Origin of the sequence: Rhodococcus sp. MEB032 (genome assembly GCF_030208925.1) — a bacterium.
In the GTDB taxonomy this organism is placed as follows: domain Bacteria; phylum Actinomycetota; class Actinomycetes; order Mycobacteriales; family Mycobacteriaceae; genus Rhodococcus_F; species Rhodococcus_F qingshengii.
In genome coordinates this window covers 15,901-36,292 of the sequence record NZ_JARVSY010000020.1, presented here as the reverse complement: position 1 = coordinate 36,292, position 20,392 = coordinate 15,901, and the positions used below count along the sequence as shown (strand labels likewise).

General features: G+C 63.9%; 20 protein-coding genes. 9 read left to right on the top strand and 11 right to left on the bottom strand.

The genetic code is table 11. From position 1 onward, the window contains the following. Positions 1-495, bottom strand: a complete 495-nt coding sequence (gene dut, locus QRN54_RS20815; RefSeq protein WP_003942635.1) for a dUTP diphosphatase — start codon at positions 493-495, stop codon at positions 1-3. 41 nt (positions 496-536) lie between these two features. Between dut and QRN54_RS20810 the strand changes: the two genes are divergently transcribed. Further along, positions 537-1,034, top strand: coding sequence for a DUF3093 domain-containing protein (locus tag QRN54_RS20810; RefSeq protein WP_214926234.1), 498 nt, complete (start codon positions 537-539; stop codon positions 1,032-1,034). Between the two features lie 80 nt (positions 1,035-1,114). On the opposite strand, the gene QRN54_RS20805 is transcribed toward QRN54_RS20810, so the two are convergent. Beyond that, positions 1,115-1,417 carry a DUF4193 domain-containing protein gene (locus QRN54_RS20805; RefSeq protein WP_003942593.1) on the bottom strand — a complete coding sequence of 101 codons (303 nt, stop codon included), beginning with the start codon at positions 1,415-1,417 and terminating at the stop codon, positions 1,115-1,117. 533 nt (positions 1,418-1,950) lie between these two features. Between QRN54_RS20805 and cei the strand changes: the two genes are divergently transcribed. Beyond that, a complete protein-coding gene (cei, locus tag QRN54_RS20800; RefSeq protein WP_003942618.1) occupies positions 1,951-2,634 on the top strand; it encodes an envelope integrity protein Cei in 684 nt (227 codons plus the stop codon). A 6-nt stretch (positions 2,635-2,640) separates the two neighbouring features. On the opposite strand, the gene QRN54_RS20795 is transcribed toward cei, so the two are convergent. Beyond that, positions 2,641-3,519: an inositol monophosphatase family protein gene (locus tag QRN54_RS20795; RefSeq protein WP_214926232.1), complete on the bottom strand. Its 879-nt coding sequence runs from the start codon at positions 3,517-3,519 to the stop codon at positions 2,641-2,643. Positions 3,520-3,688: 169 nt separating this feature from the next. Between QRN54_RS20795 and ppgK the strand changes: the two genes are divergently transcribed. Next, positions 3,689-4,456 (top strand): polyphosphate--glucose phosphotransferase, encoded by a 768-nt coding sequence (ppgK, locus tag QRN54_RS20790; RefSeq protein ID WP_042449945.1) that lies wholly within the window; start codon positions 3,689-3,691, stop codon positions 4,454-4,456. Between the two features lie 112 nt (positions 4,457-4,568). After that, positions 4,569-5,993, top strand: a complete 1,425-nt coding sequence (locus tag QRN54_RS20785; protein ID WP_370333980.1) for an RNA polymerase sigma factor — start codon at positions 4,569-4,571, stop codon at positions 5,991-5,993. A gap of 67 nt (positions 5,994-6,060) precedes the next feature. Here QRN54_RS20785 and QRN54_RS20780 read toward each other — a convergent pair whose 3' ends face one another. From QRN54_RS20780 to QRN54_RS20765, 4 genes are all read right to left on the bottom strand, one after another. Continuing rightward, positions 6,061-6,870: a tyrosine-protein phosphatase gene (locus QRN54_RS20780; RefSeq protein ID WP_270007904.1), complete on the bottom strand. Its 810-nt coding sequence runs from the start codon at positions 6,868-6,870 to the stop codon at positions 6,061-6,063. A 21-nt stretch (positions 6,871-6,891) separates the two neighbouring features. Beyond that, complete coding sequence (locus QRN54_RS20775) at positions 6,892-8,064, bottom strand: cation:proton antiporter (protein ID WP_003942634.1); 1,173 nt, start codon at positions 8,062-8,064, stop codon at positions 6,892-6,894. A 7-nt stretch (positions 8,065-8,071) separates the two neighbouring features. Then, positions 8,072-8,554, bottom strand: coding sequence for a cation:proton antiporter regulatory subunit (locus tag QRN54_RS20770; protein WP_021344116.1), 483 nt, complete (start codon positions 8,552-8,554; stop codon positions 8,072-8,074). 86 nt (positions 8,555-8,640) lie between these two features. Continuing rightward, positions 8,641-9,018, bottom strand: coding sequence for a DUF952 domain-containing protein (locus QRN54_RS20765; RefSeq protein WP_007732832.1), 378 nt, complete (start codon positions 9,016-9,018; stop codon positions 8,641-8,643). A gap of 234 nt (positions 9,019-9,252) precedes the next feature. Between QRN54_RS20765 and QRN54_RS20760 the strand changes: the two genes are divergently transcribed. Continuing rightward, the gene (locus QRN54_RS20760; protein WP_003942643.1) at positions 9,253-9,444 is read left to right on the top strand and encodes a DUF7455 domain-containing protein; all 192 of its coding nucleotides are present in this window, start codon (positions 9,253-9,255) and stop codon (positions 9,442-9,444) included. A gap of 133 nt (positions 9,445-9,577) precedes the next feature. On the opposite strand, the gene QRN54_RS20755 is transcribed toward QRN54_RS20760, so the two are convergent. Further along, positions 9,578-11,356 (bottom strand): DEAD/DEAH box helicase, encoded by a 1,779-nt coding sequence (locus QRN54_RS20755; protein WP_003942642.1) that lies wholly within the window; start codon positions 11,354-11,356, stop codon positions 9,578-9,580. A 256-nt stretch (positions 11,357-11,612) separates the two neighbouring features. On the opposite strand from QRN54_RS20755, the gene QRN54_RS20750 reads away from it, so the two are divergent. Further along, positions 11,613-12,875: a YihY/virulence factor BrkB family protein gene (locus QRN54_RS20750; RefSeq protein ID WP_075833060.1), complete on the top strand. Its 1,263-nt coding sequence runs from the start codon at positions 11,613-11,615 to the stop codon at positions 12,873-12,875. Here QRN54_RS20750 and QRN54_RS20745 read toward each other — a convergent pair. Beyond that, positions 12,848-13,084 carry a DUF3039 domain-containing protein gene (locus QRN54_RS20745; protein ID WP_003942602.1) on the bottom strand — a complete coding sequence of 79 codons (237 nt, stop codon included), beginning with the start codon at positions 13,082-13,084 and terminating at the stop codon, positions 12,848-12,850. The two genes, QRN54_RS20750 and QRN54_RS20745, sit on opposite strands and share 28 nt — an antisense overlap. 83 nt (positions 13,085-13,167) lie before the next feature. Here QRN54_RS20745 and QRN54_RS20740 point away from each other — a divergent pair, with 83 nt between their 5' ends. The 3 genes from QRN54_RS20740 (at position 13,168) to QRN54_RS20730 (ending at position 16,184) form a co-directional block, all read left to right on the top strand. Beyond that, a complete protein-coding gene (locus QRN54_RS20740; protein WP_003942638.1) occupies positions 13,168-13,527 on the top strand; it encodes a DUF3099 domain-containing protein in 360 nt (119 codons plus the stop codon). 26 nt (positions 13,528-13,553) lie between these two features. Further along, positions 13,554-15,053 carry a DUF7782 domain-containing protein gene (locus QRN54_RS20735; RefSeq protein ID WP_075833058.1) on the top strand — a complete coding sequence of 500 codons (1,500 nt, stop codon included), beginning with the start codon at positions 13,554-13,556 and terminating at the stop codon, positions 15,051-15,053. Between the two features lie 159 nt (positions 15,054-15,212). Next, complete coding sequence (locus QRN54_RS20730) at positions 15,213-16,184, top strand: sigma-70 family RNA polymerase sigma factor (RefSeq protein ID WP_003942639.1); 972 nt, start codon at positions 15,213-15,215, stop codon at positions 16,182-16,184. Positions 16,185-16,308: 124 nt separating this feature from the next. On the opposite strand, the gene QRN54_RS20725 is transcribed toward QRN54_RS20730, so the two are convergent. Together QRN54_RS20725 and QRN54_RS20720 are read right to left on the bottom strand one after the other, a co-directional pair. Next, the gene (locus QRN54_RS20725) at positions 16,309-19,020 is read right to left on the bottom strand and encodes a bifunctional acetate--CoA ligase family protein/GNAT family N-acetyltransferase (RefSeq protein WP_030536893.1); all 2,712 of its coding nucleotides are present in this window, start codon (positions 19,018-19,020) and stop codon (positions 16,309-16,311) included. Next, entirely contained in the window at positions 19,013-20,284 is a 1,272-nt protein-coding gene (locus QRN54_RS20720; protein ID WP_285182969.1) for an acetoin utilization protein AcuC, read from the bottom strand. Before QRN54_RS20720 ends, QRN54_RS20725 begins: the two co-directional genes overlap by 8 nt. Positions 20,285-20,392: the final 108 nt, after the last annotated feature.

Genomic DNA, 20,392 nt, shown 5'->3' with positions numbered 1-20,392 from the left:
TCAGACTCCCTCTCCGACTACCGCGCCAGGCGCATCGGTATCGAGTATCGCGTGCCCGCCGCTGGAACCGTAGCCTCCGGTTCCTCTGGTCGTGTCGTCCAGCGATTCGACTTCCTCGAAAACCGGAAGTTCGACTCGTTGAACCACGAGCTGAGCGATTCGGTCACCGCGGCGGATGTCGATGGCTGTGGCCGGATCGAGATTGATCAAGCAGACCTTGAGTTCGCCCCGGTATCCCGCGTCCACGGTTCCGGGCGCATTCACGATCGACAGTCCCGATTTGGCGGCGAGTCCGGAACGCGGATGGATCAACCCGACGGTGCCCACCGGCAAAGCGATCGCGATCCCCGTTCCGACCAGTGTTCGGTGTCCGGGTTCGATGGTGACGTCGCTGGTGGAGCACAGATCCACACCCGCATCTCCGGGATGCGCACGCTGTGGAACGGGCAGGTCTGGATCCAGTCGCTTCAAGGCGATGGAGAGATGGTCGCTCACGTGGGCCAAGACTACTCGTAGCGACGGACTATCCTTGACAGGTGCCCGAAACATCTCGACCTGACGTCGCCACCACAACGCCCCCGTCCACGACGCTGTACTCCGAGCGCCTGTGGGTGCCGATCTGGTGGTGGATCGCCGGGTTGGCCGTAGCCGGACTCCTCGCGGCCGAGGTCCACATGGGCCGCCCGGGGCTTCTCTCGTACCTGGCGTACGTCGTACTACTCCCGATCCCGATCTGGGCGGCATTCTGGCTCAGCCGGATGCGCGTCGAGGTGGTGGAGACAGCAGGGGTGAAGGAATTGCACGTGGGTAGAGCCCACCTGCCGGTCGAATTGATTTCACGGGCGGCAGCAGTGCCGGCTTCCGCGAAGAGTGCTGCGATGGGGCGCCAACTCGATCCGTCGGCGTTCGTCCAGCATCGCCCATGGGTCAAGACAATGGTGTTGATCGTGCTCGACGACCCGGAGGATCCCACGCCGTACTGGTTGGTAAGCACACGTCGGCCCGCTGATCTGCTGGCTGCGCTGGGCCTCTGACCAGCGCGGTCACAGCAAAGCAGTACTTCCCGACCCTTGGTCGACCCTCGCGCTGACGGGTCGACCACCGGGAAGGGAGATCAGGCAGCGCAGTCCATGCATACGAGCTGTCCGTTGGCATCACTGGCCAGGCGGCTGCGGTGATGAACCAGGAAGCAGCTCGAACACGTGAACTCGTCTGCCTGCTTCGGAACAACTCGAACCGAGAGTTCCTCGCCGGAAAGGTCGGCACCCGGCAGCTCGAAGGACTCCGCGGTGTCCGTCTCGTCGATGTCGACGACGGCTGACTGCGCTTCGTTGCGTCGCGCCTTCAGCTCCTCGAGCGAGTCCTCCGAAACCTCGTCGGACTCTGTACGCCTCGGTGCGTCGTAGTCAGTTGCCATCTCGTCTACCCCATCCTCTTCGTGTATCCCGGTCCCGTGTGCGCCGAGAATCCGGTAGATCCTTGATGCGCATGGAAACCGCCGTGGCATCCAGATCATTCCCTGTCGCTGCATAACGCTGCAGGACCGGAATTAGTGCCCGGAAGTTCCTTCCGAGAACGTGATCTGCGCCTCATTTGGTTGTCATTTCGGCGTCCGGCCGATGCCCAGTTGAACGACCTGGGCCGCCAGACAGTAGCCGACGTGAGCACGAAAGTAGTAACCGAATCGGAAATTTCCGAAAAATGACTGCGAATTGTCACCAAGGCAAGAGCAAGCTGTGACCTTTCCACGATGTTTTCGGGCCGAATCCGGGTAGAAACAGGCCGGTAATCGGCCAACTGCCGTTTCGCAATCGACAAGGACTCGACGCGTCGAGCCTCGCTTCGGCTGTCTCGTCACACAGGCCCTCTAAGGTAGGCACCGAACGTCATGCCGGCGCCGCTCGGCCCGATGGCGAAGTAGAAGTTTCGTCAAGAAAGTCGAGGGATACCGTGGTTTCTCTGATCACCGAAGGCAGCTCTACCGATGACCAGGGACGTCCGTTCCGCCGTCGGCGCGCGTGGCCGGTGATCGCCGTGTTCGCGGTACTCGCATTGATCGGCAGTGTCTTGTGGGTCCGCATCCTGAGCGCCGAGGCGGAAGTCAGTGACACCGTCGCCTGCAACCTGCCGCAACCTTCGTCCGATCCTTCGGCAGCGGCGCCACTACCGCTGGGAACCGTCGTCGACCGCTCGAAGCTGCTCGACGTGGATCCCGCTCCCCTCGCCGCCACCAAGGTTCGTGTGTTCAACGCCAACGGTGAACACGGCCAGGCGGCCCAGGTGGCAGCGCAACTGAGCGAGTTCGGCTTCTCCAGCGCGCCGGACGTCCAGGTCGGAAACGACCCCGTCTACGTCGACCAGAACATGGAGTGCCAGGGTCAGATCCGATTCGGAGCGAACGGCCTTGCCGCCGCCAGTTCCGTCTGGCTGGTCGCCCCCTGCGCCGAACTGGTCCAGGACGGCCGCGGCGACGACACCGTCGACCTGGCTCTCGGCACCTACAACAAGGGCGCCCTGACCCCCAACACCGACGCCACCGCGATCTTGCATGCTCTGGCCGAGCAGCCCGCAAACGCCGAAGTCGCTCCGATGGACATCGCACTGCTCAAAGCAGCGCGCACGGCGCGCTGCTGACAGGCCTCAGCTCGGAATCGGCTGATCTGCGCCGATCGAACTGAGCATGTGCGCGAACTGCTCGGCGATCGCCGGAGCGACTGCGTAAACGACATCGCCGTCGGCGGACGTGGAATTGGGCGCCGGGACGTTGATCACGGCGCCCGCTTCGGAAGCGATCAAGGAGCCGGCTGCCCAGTCCCACGGACTCAGTCCGTGTTCGAAGTGAGCGTCGACCCGGCCGGTGGCAACCATGCACAGATCCAACGCAGCCGAACCGATGCGTCGGATGTCGCGGACCTGCGGCAGGATCTGCCCGATCAACGTGCCCTGCACCTTCCGGCGATCCGCTCCGTAACCGAAGCCGGTGGCCAACAGCGCCATTGACAGCTCGGTCACCTCATTGGCTTGCAGGTCGCTGACGACGCCGTCGGCCGTGGTCATGGTTGCACCGCCGCCCCGATGCGCGGCGTACGTGGTTTCCAACGACACGTCGACGACAGCCCCGGCTACCGAGAACCCGTCGATCTGTACGGCCACCGAGATGGCGAACGCGGGGATTCCGTAGAGAAAATTCACCGTGCCGTCGATGGGATCGACAACCCATCGAACTCCCGCGGAATCGTCGGTGTCTCCGCCACCTTCCTCACCCAGGATCGAATCTGCAGGCCGCCATTGCGCTAGAAGGTCGCGAATCACCTGTTCGGTTTCGGTATCGACCACCGTGACGGGATCGGTGGGCGTGCTCTTCGCCGCAACCGAACCACCCTCGGCGGCACCGGAGCCCACCAGGCCGAATACCTCGGGCCGACGCAAGCGGACGTGTTCGGCTGCGCGTTCGGCGACGGCTACGGCTACTTCCCGCAACTGTGCGGGGTCCAGAGAATCGGCGGAAAAGTCGGGCAACGTTCTTTCTGAAGGGCGCACCGGACCATCGCAACACATCTCTACCGAGGGGCACCACTCGAACGTCTCGAGGCGGGCGGTTCGAGAGGACGCGCCCGGGTCCTCGTTCGGGTTAGTGTTTGCAACGGTAGATCGTGACCTCGAATTCGACACTCAGGAGCGCAGGACGATGACAACCACAGGTTTCGGGATCGACGTCGGCGGCAGCGGTGTCAAGGGCGGCACGATCGACCTGAGCACCGGGGAAATGATCGGTGACCGCATCAAGATCCTGACCCCGCAGCCGTCCACACCCGATGCGATCGCGGGCACTGTCGCCGAGATCGTCGAGCAGGCCAAGTGGACCGGTCCGGTCGGCATCACCTTGCCCGCTGTCGTGACCGGCGGCGTCGCGCGAAGCGCCGCGAACATCGACAAGTCCTGGATCGACACCGACGCCGCCGCTCTGTTCGGCAAGGCACTGGGCGGGCGCGAGGTCACCGTCCTCAACGACGCCGACGCTGCCGGAATCGCCGAGGACTCGTTCGGAGCGGGCAAGGACACCTCCGGCGTCGTGATCTTGTTGACCTTCGGCACCGGAATCGGATCTGCCGTGCTGCACAACGGAGTTCTGTTGCCCAACACCGAGTTCGGTCACCTCGAGGTCGACGGCAAGGAAGCCGAGCACCGGGCGGCGTCGTCGGTGAAGGAGAAGAAGGACTGGAGCTACAAGGAGTGGGCCGTCGAGGTCTCGCGAGTTCTGACCACCTTCGAGAACCTGCTCTGGCCAGACCTCTTCATCGCCGGAGGCGGTATAAGCCGCAAGCACGAGAAGTGGATTCCGCATCTGACCAACCGCACCAAGGTCGTCCCCGCCACCCTTCTCAACACCGCGGGAATTGCCGGAGCTGCGCTCGCATCGGTCGGACTGACCAGGCCGGCCTCCGTCGCCGGATGAGAAAACCCGCACGTGAAAAGCGGAAAATCTACCTGTTACGGCCCGCCGTGACGTAAGAGTTTCCTGAGAGTCGTTACAATGGTGAAGTCCGGCTGCGCGCCGGCCAACAACCATTGACCTCTCCGCCGGATCACCACTCTGGCGTGACGCCGCACGACACCGTCACGAAAGGGCGTACGTGGCAGCCACCGATACACGTCAGACTGCTGATTCTCCATCAGAGTCAGAGCCACAATCTCCAGCCGTGGAGGCGGCCACCGTCACCGCTCCGGCAGCCAAGAAGGCTCCGGCGAAAAAGGCCCCCGCCAAGAAGGCAGCAGCAAAGAAGGCTCCGGCCAAGAAAGCTCCGGCCAAGAAGGCAGCAGCTAAGAAGGCCAGCCCCAAGAAGGCCGGCGATCCTGACGCCGAAGACGGCGATGTCGAGTTGGAAGACATCGACATCACGGACGGCGACCTTGCCGAGGTCGAGTCCGATGTCGTCGAGGTCGTAGCAGTCGGCGAAGACGAAGAGACCGCTGCAGAGCCGTCCGAGAAGGACAAGGCTTCCGGCGACTTCGTCTGGGACGAGGAAGAGTCCGAGGCTCTCCGCCAGGCACGCAAGGATGCCGAACTGACGGCGTCCGCCGACTCGGTTCGCGCCTACCTCAAGCAGATCGGCAAGGTCGCACTCCTCAACGCCGAAGAGGAAGTCGAACTGGCCAAGCGCATCGAGGCCGGCCTCTACGCCGTGCAGATCATGCAGGACCTCGCTGACAAGGGCGAGAAGTTGCCTGCGGCTCAGCGACGCGACATGAGCTGGATCTGCCGCGACGGCAACCGCGCCAAGAACCACCTCCTCGAGGCCAACCTCCGCCTGGTCGTCTCGCTGGCCAAGCGCTACACGGGCCGCGGCATGGCGTTCCTGGACCTCATCCAGGAAGGCAACCTCGGTCTGATCCGTGCAGTCGAGAAGTTCGACTACACCAAGGGTTACAAGTTCTCGACCTACGCCACGTGGTGGATCCGTCAGGCCATCACCCGCGCAATGGCCGACCAGGCTCGCACCATCCGTATCCCGGTACACATGGTCGAGGTCATCAACAAGCTCGGCCGTATCCAGCGTGAGCTGCTCCAGGACCTGGGCCGTGAGCCCACGCCGGAAGAGCTCGCCAAGGAAATGGACATCACGCCGGAGAAGGTGCTGGAAATCCAGCAGTACGCGCGTGAGCCGATCTCTCTCGACCAGACCATCGGCGACGAGGGCGACAGCCAGCTCGGTGACTTCATCGAGGACTCCGAAGCTGTTGTCGCAGTCGATGCCGTCTCGTTCACCTTGCTGCAGGATCAGCTGCAGTCGGTACTCGAGACGCTGTCCGAGCGCGAAGCCGGCGTGGTTCGCCTCCGCTTCGGTCTCACCGACGGTCAGCCGAGGACTTTAGACGAAATCGGACAGGTCTACGGCGTCACGCGTGAGCGTATCCGCCAGATCGAATCGAAGACGATGTCGAAGCTGCGCCACCCGTCGCGTTCGCAGGTTCTGCGCGACTACCTCGACTAGTCACCAGCTATGCACAGAAGAGCCGCTCTCCGGATCTCCGGAGAGCGGCTCTTGTGCGTTTGCCGCCTCAGACCAAGAGTGTGTCCCGGAGTTGTGCGACATCGTCCTCGCTCAACTGAAGGCCGTCCCGGACGTAGTTGTCGAAGTTGCCGTACACCCGATCCACCGTGGCGAAAGACGTGTCCAGCCAAGACTGTTCGACGCCGTCGATGAACGCGCTCCCCGTGCGGGGTCCGGTGAGGTACTGATTGCTGAGCATGTAATCGGCGTTCACGTCGGTGCGACTCACGCCGAGGACGGTCAGGAGAACTGCGGTCATCCAACCGGTACGGTCCTTGCCCGCCGAGCAGTGGTAGAGGACTGCACCGTCGGTGTTCGCGACGTTCACCAGCGCGTCGTGGAATGCGCGGCTCGCCCCCGGATCGGTCACCATCAACGCGTACATCGTCGGCATGTCCACCAGCGCCGGGAGGTTGGCGGGGTTGGTTCCGATGACGTCGAACCAGTTGCTTCGCGCCCCGTTCGGAAGGCGATCCTGCGAGAGCGTTCGTTCGACGACCGTACGGAAGTCGTCGACCGATTCCACTCCGTGTTCGCTCAACGACGCGAGATCCGACGGTGTCAGCTTGTCGAGGGCATTCGAGCGAAATACCTTCCCCCACCGAACGGTCTGCCCGTCCGCGGCGTCGTAGCCACCGATGTCACGCGCGTTCGACGCACCCTCGAGGTGTAGCGATCGATCCGCGGCAACCTGCGCAGCTGTGGGTCCGGCGTGGTCGAGAGCGGGAATTCCACCGGCGAGCGCCGGGACCGGTGCACACGAGATGATCAGCGCACACAGAGCGGTCGCGGCGGGACGGGCGATTCTGTTCGACATCCGGACAGAATAGGACCGCAATCAGGACTTCGTACGAACCTTGATGTACAACGAGGCGACCGGTTCGATAACTCTTGCCGCCACCGGGCCGATGACCGCCATCAGGAGCACGTAAGCAGTTGCCAATGCGGCAAGTTCGGCGTCGACGGCGCCTGCGGACACCGCGAGGCCTGCGATGATGATGGAGAACTCACCGCGGGCGATCAGAGCGGCACCGGCGCGCGCCTGACCCATTCGCGCGACACCCTGACGTCTGGCCGCCCAAGCGCCGGTTACCAGCTTCGTGATCGCCGTGACCACTGCCAGGATCGCGGCCCATCCGAGGACTGGCGGAATGGAACTGGGATCGGTGTTGAGACCGAAGACCACGAAGAACATTGCGGCGAACAGATCTCGAAGGGGCTCGAGCACGCGACTGGCATTGTGCGCCGTCGACCCCGAGATCGCGATTCCGAGGAGGAATGCGCCCACAGCCGCCGACACCTGCATCGCCGAACTGATGCCGGCGACCAACAGTGCGGCACCGAGCAGCTTGAGCAGGAGCGTCTCACTGTCGGGACTGTCGAGGAGGGCGGAAACGTACCGTCCGTATCGGAGGGCCACGACAAGAACCACGGTGATGACCAACAACGAGATCCCGACCGCTTCGAGCCCGCCCATGAAGCTCACGCCCGCGAGCATCGCGGTCAGAATCGGCAGGTACAGCGCCATCGCCAGGTCTTCGAACACCAGAATCGACAGCACGACCGGTGTCTCGCGGTTACCGAGGCGCCCCAGGTCGCTGAGCACCTTGGCGATGATTCCCGAAGACGAGATGTAGGTGACGCCGGCCATGACCGTCGCCCCCACGACGCCCCAGCCGAGCATCAAGCCGACAACCGCGCCAGGTGTGGCGTTGAGGACGATGTCGACGATGCCGGCTACCCGCGAGCGTTTGAGACCGGTGACGAGCTCGGCCGCAGTGTATTCGAGCCCCAACAGCAGCAAGAGCAGGACGATCCCGATCTCACTTGCCAGATGGGAGAACTCGCCGATGTCGCCGAGCTGGATGAAACCGCCCTGTCCGAAGCACAGGCCGCCGATCAGGTAGAACGGGATCGGCGACATGCCGACGCGAGCAGCGAGCCGTCCGAGCAGTCCGAGCGCGAAGAAGACCGCGCCGAGTTCGATCAGTGCGAGGGTGGTTGTATCCACGCGCCAGTCAGCCGTTGGCCAAGATTTTTGCCGCTGCAGCCAAACCGTCCGGCGTTCCGACTGCCACGAGAAGGTCTCCCCCGGTGAACGTGAAGTCGGGGTTCGGAGACGGGCTCACCTGTCCTGCCCGCATGACGGCGACGATGGACACTCCGGTACGCGTGCGCATGCCGGTGTCCCCGAGGGTCTGTCCGTCGTAGCGAGAACCGTCCTTGATGTAGAGCTGTTTGGTTCGAATGCCCGGAAGATCACGGTGCTCTTCCTCGAGCTGAGCAACGAGCTGTGGGGCACCCAGGAGATTGCTGAGCGCTGCCGCTTCCTCGGTGGTCAGAGGCAGCGAAGCAGCACACGCGTCAGGGTCGTCTGCCTTGGAAACGATGAGGTCGGTATGACCGTCCCGATGGGTGACGACACCCACGCGACGACCGGAAGACAGAACAAAATCCTTGCGCGTCCCGATCCCCGGTAGTGGGGTGACTTCTACGTTCATATATCAACGGTAGCGCCGATCGGTGACCTGCATCGCGGGAGGGCCGTAATCCGCGGGGCACAGTTCACGACCGGCCAACCGGCGACCTACCGAACCGGCGAAAACACGCCGTTCTCGCCCGGAAAATACTCGACGACAGCGGTGACGGCTGCGACGGGAATCGGGGCGTACAGATGCGGGAATCGCATCGATTCCGGGTCCGAGGGGACACCCGGTTCGTACTTGACCTGACCGCCGAGCAAGGCCGGATCGATAGCCAGAAGGACTATGTCGTCACGGCCGGCAAAGATCCGATTGGCCGGGAGATGCACTTGCGCCGGAGTCGACATGTGGACAAATCCCTCCGCCTCGAATCCGTCGGGGATACGTTCACCGAGCTGTTGTGCCCGCGCCCACTCCTCGCGCGTGCACATGTGGAGCAACTCGACGCTCTCGTCGACAAGTGGTTCGCGTCCCGGGTTCATCCGCCCAGAATATCGGGCTGAGGTCGGCGATCCGAATCAGCTGTCAGCGAACAATCTTCACCCGAGAATGCCTGCCCAGCGCATTTCCAGTGAGACACAACACTAAGAAACGCCTTCGGGAACAACCCGTAAACCCCAAACGTCTGTAAGAGTGGATCTACCGCGCCATTCCGACGCGGCGGACCAGGCCCCAGGCACGCGGCCCGAATGCCGCAAAGCCAGTACGGAGGAGTCATGCCCGGAACACTGACCAGCCCACAGTTGACCGCTGCCGACCGGTGCGACCGGTGCGGTGCCGGAGCACGCGTACGCGCCGTGCTTCCCACCGGCGGCGAGCTTCTCTTCTGCGGACACCACGCAACCGAACACGCGGATCGACTTCGCGAGATGAATGCCGTCGTCTCCGAAAGCGAACCCGCAATCTGACCTGTCAGCCGGGGGTGGCCTCTTCACGAGGCGCGCCATGAACGCCAGAACGGGCGATCACAGTCACTGTGATCGCCCGTTCTGCCATTCCGGGGCCGCAAGCACGCGAAGCGTGCGGGACCGGTATCGGCTGCTACCAGCTGCGGAGAATCGCGATGCGCTCGGTCAGCTGATCGACAGTAGCGATGGCCGTCGGCGGACCGCCGCACACCCGGCGCAGTTCCGCGTGAATGATGCCGTGCGGCTTACCGGTGCGGTGGACGTTCATCGCCACCAACCCGTTGAGCTCCTTGCGGAGCGCTCCGAGCTGATCTGCCGTGGCCGCTCGATCGGATACCACTGCCGCCGTGGGTTGCGGTGCGGCGGCCTTGGCCGAGTTGGCCTCGACCTGTGTCTGCTGGCGTTGACGCAGCAATGCCCGCATCTGATCGGCGTCGAGTAGGCCTGGCAGACCGAGGTAGTCGGCTTCCTCGTCACTTCCGGCGAATGTCGCGGTACCGAAGGATGATCCGTCGTAGATCACCTGGTCGAGTTCGGCATCGGCGCCAAGGGACGTGAACGCCTTCTCCTCCTCGCCCAGCTCGTCCTTCTGCTTGTTCGCATCGGCGAGCAGGTCGTCTTCGAGGCCGTCCTTCTCGCGGTGCGGCTTGCCGAGTACGTGGTCACGCTGAGCCTCGAGCTGTGCAGCAAGGTCGAGAAGCACCGGCACCGACGGCAGGAAGACGCTGGCAGTTTCGCCCTTACGACGCGAGCGCACGAAGCGCCCGATCGCCTGAGCGAAGTACAGCGGAGTCGACGCGCTGGTCGCGTACACACCGACCGCCAGACGGGGAACGTCGACGCCCTCGGACACCATGCGGACCGCGACCATCCATTTCTGGTCGCTCGCACCGAATTCGGCGATTCGCTTGGACGCGGTGGGGTCGTCGGACAGCACGACAGCCGGCTGTTCGCCGGTGATCGCGGTCAGGGCCTTCGCGTACTCGCGGGCCACTGTCTGGTCCGTCGCGATGACAAGTCCGCCGGCATCGGGCATACCGGTACTGCGCAGCTGCGCCAAACGGGTGTCTGCTGCTTGCAGCACGGCAGGAATCCAGTCGCCGGCAGGGTCCAAGGCCGTACGCCATGCCCGAGTCGTCTGCTCGGCGCTCAGCGGCTCGCCGAGTCGAGCGGTGAATTCCTCGCCGGCGTTGTTTCGCCACCGTGCCTCGCCCGAGTAGGCGAGAAACACGACGGGGCGAACCACACCGTCCTTGAGGGCATCCGAATATCCGTAGGAGTGATCGGCTTTCGAGCGGAGCAGACCTTCCTTGTCCGGCTCGTACTCGACAAAAGGAATGGCACTGTCGTCACTGCGGAACGGGGTTCCGGTCAGTGCGAGACGCCTGGTCGCGTCGCCGAACGCTTCACGAATGGCGTCGCCCCAGCTCTTGGCGTCGCCGCCGTGGTGGATCTCGTCGAGGATGACCAGCGTCTTGCGGCCCTCGGTCCGCACACGATGCTTCGACGGGTGCGAGGCAACCTGGGCGTAGGTCAGCACGACGCCGTGATAGTCACTCGAGGTCTGGCCGGTCGAGTTGGAGAACCGCGAGTCCAATGCGAGGCCAGAGCGCTGAGCGGACTCCGCCCACTGGTGCTTGAGGTGCTCGGTCGGCGCCACGACGGTTATCTGGTCGACCGTCCGGTCACGGAGCAATTCCGAAGCTACCCGCAGAGCGAAGGTGGTCTTACCTGCTCCCGGCGTTGCGACCGCCAGAAAGTCACGCGGACTGCTGGAAAGGTATTTGGTCAGTGCACGGCGCTGCCATGCACGAAGGGAACCGGTAGGGGCGCCAGGTTGGGTTCCCGCGGATTGAGCTCCGGCGGGTTCGGGCGACTTGCCGAACTCGGCTGCCACGGTCTCAGACGTCATAGGCCGCGCCTCCACTGGAATCGCACTGTTGTCTCGCGCTCCTCGAATTTTCATCAATGTCCGGCGACGAGCCTAGCCGCCGCCACCGACGAAAGCCGCACTCGAAGCGCGTACTCATGGCCGTTCTCACTCCGGCCGGCGAGGTTTCGCTTCTCTCGCATCCTGCCGACCTGCACGCGAATTGTCTCAGAAATGTGCGACACGTCGGCGCCATGGTTGGGCAACCGGGTGTGTCGTCAGGGATGCTGGAGACATCATGAGTGAAGCGCGAGGCGAGAAGTCGAGCGGAAGTGATCTGCACCACCGCAGATGGCATCCGCTACGCCGCACCGGGCAGTTGATCGGTCGAACCCTGAGCAAGGCCTGGGACGATTCCATCTTCGGAAAGGCGGCTACGGCCGCGTTCTGGCAAACGCTGTCGCTTGCTCCCCTGCTGCTCGGCCTTCTGGGAATGATCGGCTACATCGGTGGGTGGTTCGGACCCAACACCGTCGAGATCATCGAATCCAAGATCGTCACGTTCAGCGGAACGATCTTCAGCGAAAGCGTCGTCGACCAGATCATCCGCCCGACGGTGACGGACGTCCTTCAGCGCGGACGCCCGGAGATCATCTCGGTGGGCTTCCTGCTCTCCCTGTGGGCGGGATCATCGGCGATCAGTACGTTCGTCGACTCGATCGTGGAAGCACACGGGCAGCAGGATGCCCGCAATCCCATCTGGCAGCGCATCTTCGCCCTGCTGCTCTACGTGATGTTCCTGGTGATGGCGGTGTTCATCCTGCCGCTGGTAGCTCTGGGGCCGACGCTCGTCGGGCGAGCACTGCCGGCCTCCTGGTACGTGGTCGGATCGAATCTGGTCGACACGTTCTACTACCCCGCTGTCGGTCTGCTGGTGATCATCGGCCTCACGACGCTCTACAAGGTCGCTCTGCCGAAGTCGCTGCCGTGGCATCGGCTGCTCGCGGGCGCCCTGGTCGCCGGTGTGTTCTTCATGGCCGCCAGCACCGGATTGCGCTGGTACCTGGGATTCGTCACCAGCACCGGCTACACGTACGGCGCGTTGGCAACGCCGATCGCGTTTCTGCTCTTCACGTTCTTCCTCGGTTTTGCCGTCGTCCTCGGCGCCGAGTTCAACGCGACGGTTCAGGAGTTCTGGCCCGCTCGTGCCACTCGGATGGAGCAGATGCGAGAGTGGCTTGCGGCTCAGAACACCGACGAAAAGACCGGTCCGGTCACCAACCTGACCTGGCACCTGGCCACCAGCCCCATCCGCATCTCGGGCGACAAAGCGGACCCGGCCACGGTCCCCTCGTACGGGCGGCCCCGCAGCAGACAAACCGAGAGCAGACAATCGGAGTCGCGCCAGAACTCGTGCGTCGACCAAGATCCCTGCGATGAACCGCACGCAGACGCGAAGAGCCCGGCGGCCGACTGCGTCGAGGCTGTCGATCCGCCGAGCTCCGGAAGTACTCCCGCTCGCGTGACCCGAGGTCAGTCGCCCTTACGGAGTCCTTCGTAAATCTTCTTGCAGTCCGGGCACACCGGTGATCCCGGCTTGGCGGACTTCGTCACGGGAAACACCTCACCGCACAGCGCGACGACATGGGTTCCCATGACGGCGCTCTCGGCGATCTTGTTCTTCTTCACGTAGTGGAAGAACTTCGGGGTGTCGTCGTCGGTCGTTTCGTCGGTGGAGACGTCGGGACGTTCCTTGGTTTGAGTGCTCACCCCTCCAATAATGCCGTCTCCGTCACAGCGGTGCGACCCACGGGTCGTGTGCAATTGTCGGCCGAGAGTGGAACAGTGGAGTCATGGCACGAAATGGCGCGTTCGGCAGGTCCGACGAGGCCGGGACTCCCGACAATCCCGTACTGATCACCGAAGCGCAGCAGTCCGTCGAAGAACAGCACAAAGCCCGAGTGCGCAAGTACATGATCATCATGTCCTTCCGGTTCCCGGCGTTGATCCTCGCGGCGATCGCGTACGGCATCTGGGCCAACGCCTGGATCTCGATGCTCATCATCGGTGCATCCATTCCGCTTCCCTGGATCGCCGTCCTGATCGCCAACGACCGACCACCGCGCACCAAGGACGAACCGAGTCGATACGACGGACGAAAGAAGACCGCAGGCGAGATCGAATCCGCGACGCACCACACCATCGAAGGCTGACAAGTTCCGCCTGCGAGAATGACAGGGTGAGAAGCGAAACGCTCCTGTCCATCACCCCTGCGCTGCGTGAGGCTCTGCTTCGCAATCGATTCGACACCGGAACCATGCTCGAGGCGTTGGGTCCCGAAGTTCACGCTGCTCTCGGTCGAAGTGAGCCGGTGCCCGTGCGCCGCGCCACCCGAGAACTCGGGGACCTGGGCGTTCTCATCAGACTGTTCCTTCTCGCCGATGACTGCCCGGCGGGCGACGTCGCCGCGGCGCTGGCTCCGCTGACAATCGCGCAGTGCGTCGACGCCGGTCTGCTCGAAGGTGAGAACTTCGACAGTGAGAATCCGCTCGTGCGGGCCGCGGTGGATCTTCGCCCCATCGACGTCGGCGACGGCGATCGTTGGGTGATCTCGGATCTCGACGGCGGAATCCGTCCCAAGAAGGCCACGGCCGATCATGTGCTGGGCGTCGGGCATGCGTCACTGTCCTTGCTGCAGGCCACGCCCACCGCGAGGGTCGGCAGCGTGCTCGACCTCGGTACGGGATGCGGCATCCAAGCCCTGCACGCGAACACGTACGCCGATTCGGTCACCGCAACCGACATCAATCAACGCGCTGTCGACCTCACGGCAGCAACCATGGCCCTCAACGGACTGGACGTCGAACTCCTTCAAGGGTCCTGGTTCGAACCCGTCGAGGGTCGAACCTTCGACCAGGTGGTCGCCAATCCGCCGTTTGTCGTCGGCGAGGCACGCGTCCATCACACGTACCGCGATTCCGGCCTCGATCTCGACGGTGCGAGCGAATTGATGATCTCGCAATCGATCGATTACCTGAACCCCGGCGGCACGGCAGCTCTGCTGGCGTCCTGGGTGCACGTCGAAGGGCAGGACTGGCGGTCGCGGATCGCGTCGTGGCTGCCGGCCCACGGCGTTGATGCCTGGGTGGTCCAGCGCGATGTCGCGGATCCGGCTCTGTACGTCGGCACGTGGCTCAAGGACGGCGGGCAGGATCCTCGAGATCCGGAAACGGCATCGAGAGCAAACGCCTGGCTGGATCACCTCGAAGAAGCCGATGTCGAGGGCGTCGGCTTCGGTTTCGTGTTTCTTCGCCGCACCGACTCCCCCACCGACCTGATGGCCGAGGACCTCATGCACGGCTTCTCGGACCCGCTCGGGGCCGAGGCGCTCGCATACTTCGACCGTCTTGCCTGGTTGCGTGAACACGACGTCCTCGAGGAACGCTTCGTCCTCGATCCGGACACGGCTCTCGAACGCGTCTACCTCCCCGGTGACGAGGGATGGCAACAAGTGGTCACGCGCGTGCACCGCGGCAACGGACCGCACTGGCAGCACGAGATCGACGAGCTCGGTGCTGCGCTGTTGGCCGGACTCCGAGCGGATGGACTGGTGGTCGACGAATTGATCGAACTTCTTGCCGCGGCGAACGGCGAAGACCCGGACCAGCTACGTGAGGCCGTCGTCACAATGATGGTCTCGCTGGTTCGACACGGGTTGGTGCTTCCCGTCACGAACTGAGTTCCCGGTGAGTTGCAGATCTTTGTGTTCTCAGCAACTTCTCAGGACGACTGGGAAATAACTGCAGGTCACGGCGATTTAGCGGAAATCGGCACGGGAACTTTCCCGGAACTCTCACACGTTGAACTGTGTGAGAGACCGCCGATAGGGAGGCAAGTCATGACAAGCCCCAGCACCACTACTCGCATTCGTCCGAGCGCCGCAGATCTGGACGCCCAGAGCCCGGCCGCAGACCTGGTCCGCGTCTACCTGAACGGGATCGGTCGTACCGCACTGCTGACAGCAGCAGACGAGGTCGAACTGGCGAAGCGAATCGAAGCGGGGCTGTACGCCAGCCACGTCCTTGCCACGGGAAAGCGCCTGACAGTCGCCAAGAAGAGGGATCTCGCAACGATCGTTCGCGAGGGACAGTCGGCACGTAGCCACCTCCTGGAAGCGAACCTGCGACTCGTCGTGTCGCTGGCCAAGCGCTACACCGGCCGCGGCATGCCGCTCCTCGATCTGATTCAAGAAGGCAACCTCGGACTCATCCGTGCAATGGAGAAGTTCGACTACGCCAAGGGCTTCAAGTTCTCGACGTACGCCACCTGGTGGATCCGTCAGGCAATCACCCGCGGAATGGCTGATCAGAGCCGCACCATCCGGCTCCCAGTCCACCTCGTGGAGCAGGTCAACAAGCTCGCCCGCATCAAGCGCGAACTGCACCAGCAGCTCGGGCGAGAAGCCACGGACGACGAGTTGGCCGAAGAGTCGGGCATCCCGGCGCACAAGATTGCCGACCTGCTCGACCACAGCCGCGACCCGGTAAGCCTGGACATGCCTGTGGGCAACGACGAAGAAGCGCCCTTGGGCGATTTCATCGAAGATTCCGAGGCGACCTCGGCCGAGAACGCCGTCATCGCCGGTCTGCTGCACAGCGATGTGCGCAGCGTGCTCGGGACGCTCGACGAGCGGGAGCAGCAGGTCATCCGACTTCGCTACGGTCTCGACGACGGCCAGCCCCGCACCCTCGATCAGATCGGCAAGCTCTTCGGCCTCTCGCGTGAGCGGGTTCGTCAGATCGAGCGTGAGGTCATGGGCAAGCTCCGCGTCGGCGATCGCGCCGAGAAACTGCGGTCCTACGCGAGCTGATCAAACAACACAGCACGTGCGTCAGCGCGCCACACCACGCGCGCTGACGCACCGCACAAAGCACCGGCCACCGCTACTTCCCTCCCCCTCGGGAATGTGCGGTGGCCGGTGTTGTTCGCTGTGTCTACCGCAGCCGCCTGGGCCCCAGGTCGATTGCGCTCGGCTCAGGTCCGATTCGGACACGTGAATCGGTGATCTCCGCGCCGGTAGCCGAAGCGAGTACCGGCTCACAGGCCAGTTCGCGGACTTCGGGAATGTCGTCGGCCAGCGCCGAGATGCGCTGGACCAGATCAACCAACGCACCCTTGTTGACCGGAACGGCGTTGCGGTATCCGGAGAGAAGCGGCGCGGCCTTGGGCGCGTCGATCAATTCCGTAGCAGCGTCCTCGGTGAGAGGCAGTACGCGATAGGCACGGTCACCGAGGAGATCGGAGATCACACCGGCAAGCCCGAACGAGATCAGCGAACCGAACGACGGGTCGTCTTGGACACCAACCACACATCCGATGCCCTTGGTTGCCATTTTCTGCACGTGCAGCAGCGGTTCACCCGACGCGGCCGCAAGATCTCGGTAAGCGAGGCGCACCGATTCCGGTCCACTCAGATCCAGCCTGACGCCGCCCAGATCCGGTCGGTGTCGCCACATTTCGCCGGTTGCCTTGACCGCGACCGGGTAGCCGACAGCATCCGCTGCCTCTACTGCTTCGTCTTCGCTCAGGACCGAACGGAATTCGACGACGGCGACCCCGTAACACTCGAGCAGCGCCGCCGCTTCCACATCTGAAAGCCAACGGCCAGGAGAGTTTTCAAGCCAATCAGCCACCATCTTCTGGGCTCGCTCGGAGTCGATACCCACGGGGCGAACCACCTTCGACGCAGGCTTGCTGCGCCACTCCGCGTATCGCCAAGCCCTCGCCAACGCCAGGGCAGCACGCTCCGGCCCCGGGTAGGACGGCACCGAACCGCGGGTCGGGTTACCGACTTCGTCACGAACTGCCAGGACGTCCGGCACACCCTCAGCTGCGAGGAACGTGGTGAGAATCGGCTTGTCCGAGCCTGCGACGGCGTCCTTGAGTGCTTTCGCGAACGGCTCGACCGGAATGGCTACCGGAGGAACGAAGACGGCGATGACGGCATCGACGTCGAACGACGCCAAAGCGTCGCGCACGGCAGTGGCGAACAGTTCCGGACTCGCCTGGGCGCCGAGGTCGACCGGGTCGCTGACCTGCAGACCTTCACTGCGGGCCGCGTCCGCAGCAAGGACACCGAGCGCGGTCGAGTTGCCGATGACCGCAAGCCGTGGGCCGGCGGGCAACGGTTGGTATCCGAAGAGCAAGGCGCAGTCGAACAATTGTGAAATGGACCCGACCTGAATGACGCCCGCCTGTTCGAAGAGGGCGCGGACGATCGAATCGTCGATCTCGACTCCGGTGGCGGCGAGCACCGGCGGAACCGCGTGCCGACCGCTCTTCACCGCGACGATCGGCTTCTTCCGCGCAACTCGACGCGCGATGCGAGAGAACTTCCGTGGGTTGCCGAAGCTCTCCAGATAGAGAAGGACCACTTCGGTGGACTGGTCGGAATCCCAGTACTGCAGAAGGTCGTTACCCGAGACGTCCGCACGGTTACCGGCGGAAACGAAGGCGGACAATCCGATTCGGCTGCGAGCGGCTTCGTCGAGAATGGCGATACCGAGCGCGCCGGACTGACAGAAGAAGCCGACGTTGCCTGCCACCGGCAAGACCGGCGCGAGCGTCGCATTCAACGAAATCGCCGGGTCGTTGTTCGCGACACCCAGCGCATTCGGGCCGATGAGGCGCATACCGTGAGCGCGCGCTGCATGGACCAGTTTGCGTTCGGACGAGCGCCCGTCCGGACCACTCTCACTGAAGCCCGACGAGACGACCACCAGCGCTTTGACGCCCTTGTCGAGGCAGTCGTCGAGTACCGAATTGATCGATTCTGCAGGTACAGCCACGACGGCGAGATCGACGTCGTCGGGGATGTCACGAACCGTCGGATATGCCCGAACGCCGTGTACCGAACGATGCTCCGCGTTGACGGGATAGACCGGTCCGGTGAATCCGCCGCGCAGCAGGTTGGTCAACACCGCGTTACCCACTTTGGCCGGGTCCGCTGATGCGCCGATCACCGCCACCGATCGCGGGCTGAGCACGTTTCCCATGCTGCGGGCCTCAGCTGCCCGCTCACGCGAATTGCGTACTGAAACAAGCGCTTCCGTCGGGTCGATCGCGAATTCGAGTCTCAGCACGCCACCGTCGAAAGAGCGGCTCACCTGATACCCCGCCTCACGGAACACCGTCACCATGTTGCGGTTCTCGGAGAGGACCTCGGCGACGAACATCGTCAGACCGTTCTCGGCCGCTGCCGCTGCCAGGTACTCGAGCAGGATCGGGCCGAGGCCGCGCCCCTGGTGTGCGTCGGCGACGACGAAGGCGACCTCGGCAGACTTTCCGTCACCGACGTCGAGCAGTCGCTCGTATCGACCCACCGCGATGATCTCGTCGCCGAGCATCATCACGAACGCCACACGGTTGTGGTGGTCGACCGTCGTGAAGTTCTTGACGTCGCGCGCCGACATCGTGGGGTACGGGCCGAAGTAGCGCAGATACCGGGTGCGCTCGGAGAGTTTGCCGTGGAATTCGACGAGCTTGTCCGCGTCTTCGGGAACGATGGGTCGCAACGCCACCGCTCCGCCGTCGGAGGCGAGAACATCGACTACCCAGGAATGGGGATAGGTGTGAGCGGGGTCGGTCTTCGGCGCCTGGCCGCTCGCCTCGCCGCCTGCAGCTTCGGTATCGGACTGTTCAGTCACGGGGATCCTCCGGGTCGAGTCCGAGTAGCGGGAACGAAGCGCGACGTGTCGCGATGATCGCCGAGTCGATGCGGGTGAGTGCACGGTCCACCGAGGCGACACCTGTCTCCGGTGTACCACCCGGGCCGTCCCACGGCGTGTAGGCGACATCACCGCCGTCCCCCATGGTCGGCGGGAGGTCGACGCTCGGCGCTCGCAGCTTCGTCGATTCCTTCCAGTCTTCGGGGACAGCGATGTCGACGTCGATCTCGCGATCGAGCGCTGCAGCGATCAAGTGAGTCCATGCCCTCGGCACGACGCGCACCAGTCCGTATCCCCCGCCTCCGACTGCCAGCCACCGCCCCTCGGAGTAGCGGTCGGCGAGGTCACGCATCGCCAAAAACGCGGCGCGCTGACCGTCGACGGTGAGGGCGAGATCCGCGAGCGGGTCCTCGCGGTGCGAGTCGACTCCGCACTGGCTGATGATGATCTGCGGGCGGAAGGCTGCAATGGCTCCCGGGACGACGGCGTGAAATGCACGCAGCCACAACGCGTCGACGGTTCCGGGCAGCACCGGGATGTTCACCGCCGTACCTTCGGCGGCCCCGTCGCCGACTTCGCTCGACCATCCGGTGTTCGGCCACAAGGTTGCCGGGTGCTGATGCAGCGAGACCGTGAGCACCCGCGGGTCCCCGAGGAACGCATGTTGCACTCCGTCGCCGTGGTGAGCGTCGACGTCGATGTAGGCGATGCGGTCGTAGCCGTTGTCGAGCAGCCACGAAATCGCAACCGCCGCATCGTTGTAGACGCAGAATCCAGAGGCCCAATCCGCCATCGCGTGGTGCATGCCGCCGCCGATGCTGACCGCGCGCCTCGTACGTCCCGAAGCGATTTCCTGCGCTGCGGCCAGCGAGCCGCCGGCGAGGATCGCACTGGCTTCGTGCATGTGCGGGAAGACCGGGTTGTCCTCGGTACCGAGCCCGTGGGGAACATCCTGGCCGCTCACACCGTTGTTCGCAGAGTTACCCGCGTCTTTGACCGCTGCAAGATATGCCGGTGTGTGGATTCTGAGGAGGTCGGCATCGGACGCGGCACTCGGTTCGAGAAATTCGACGCCCTCGAGAAGTCCGAGGCTTCGCGAGAGTGCCATCGTGAGATCGAGGCGAGTGGGATTCATCGGGTGATCGGCGCTCCACCGATAGCTCAGGTACTCCGGACTCCACACCACGACTCGATTCGCTCGAGACGCCGCGGGGTCCCCGTCAGATCTGATCGACGCGGTCATGGGATCACGCTACTTCCTTCTCGTTTCGTGCTGCACACCACACTCGTGGCCCGCTTCGGAGACCGAGATCGAGTGACACGAATCCAATTCGGACACGCGCTGGACTCG

Bases quoted from the DNA above. Each gene is read 5' to 3' on its own strand.
- ppgK (WP_042449945.1), top strand. From the start codon at position 3,689: ATGACAACCACAGGTTTCGGGATCGACGTCGGCGGCAGCGGTGTCAAG.
- QRN54_RS20720 (WP_285182969.1), bottom strand. From the start codon at position 20,284: ATGACCGCGTCGATCAGATCTGACGGGGACCCCGCGGCGTCTCGAGCG.
- QRN54_RS20770 (WP_021344116.1), bottom strand. From the start codon at position 8,554: ATGAACGTAGAAGTCACCCCACTACCGGGGATCGGGACGCGCAAGGAT.
- QRN54_RS20750 (WP_075833060.1), top strand. From the start codon at position 11,613: ATGAGTGAAGCGCGAGGCGAGAAGTCGAGCGGAAGTGATCTGCACCAC.
- QRN54_RS20755 (WP_003942642.1), bottom strand. From the start codon at position 11,356: ATGACGTCTGAGACCGTGGCAGCCGAGTTCGGCAAGTCGCCCGAACCC.
- QRN54_RS20805 (WP_003942593.1), bottom strand. From the start codon at position 1,417: ATGGCAACTGACTACGACGCACCGAGGCGTACAGAGTCCGACGAGGTT.
- QRN54_RS20780 (WP_270007904.1), bottom strand. From the start codon at position 6,870: ATGTCGAACAGAATCGCCCGTCCCGCCGCGACCGCTCTGTGTGCGCTG.
- QRN54_RS20765 (WP_007732832.1), bottom strand. From the start codon at position 9,018: ATGAACCCGGGACGCGAACCACTTGTCGACGAGAGCGTCGAGTTGCTC.
- QRN54_RS20760 (WP_003942643.1), top strand. From the start codon at position 9,253: ATGCCCGGAACACTGACCAGCCCACAGTTGACCGCTGCCGACCGGTGC.
- QRN54_RS20730 (WP_003942639.1), top strand. From the start codon at position 15,213: ATGACAAGCCCCAGCACCACTACTCGCATTCGTCCGAGCGCCGCAGAT.
- QRN54_RS20740 (WP_003942638.1), top strand. From the start codon at position 13,168: ATGGCACGAAATGGCGCGTTCGGCAGGTCCGACGAGGCCGGGACTCCC.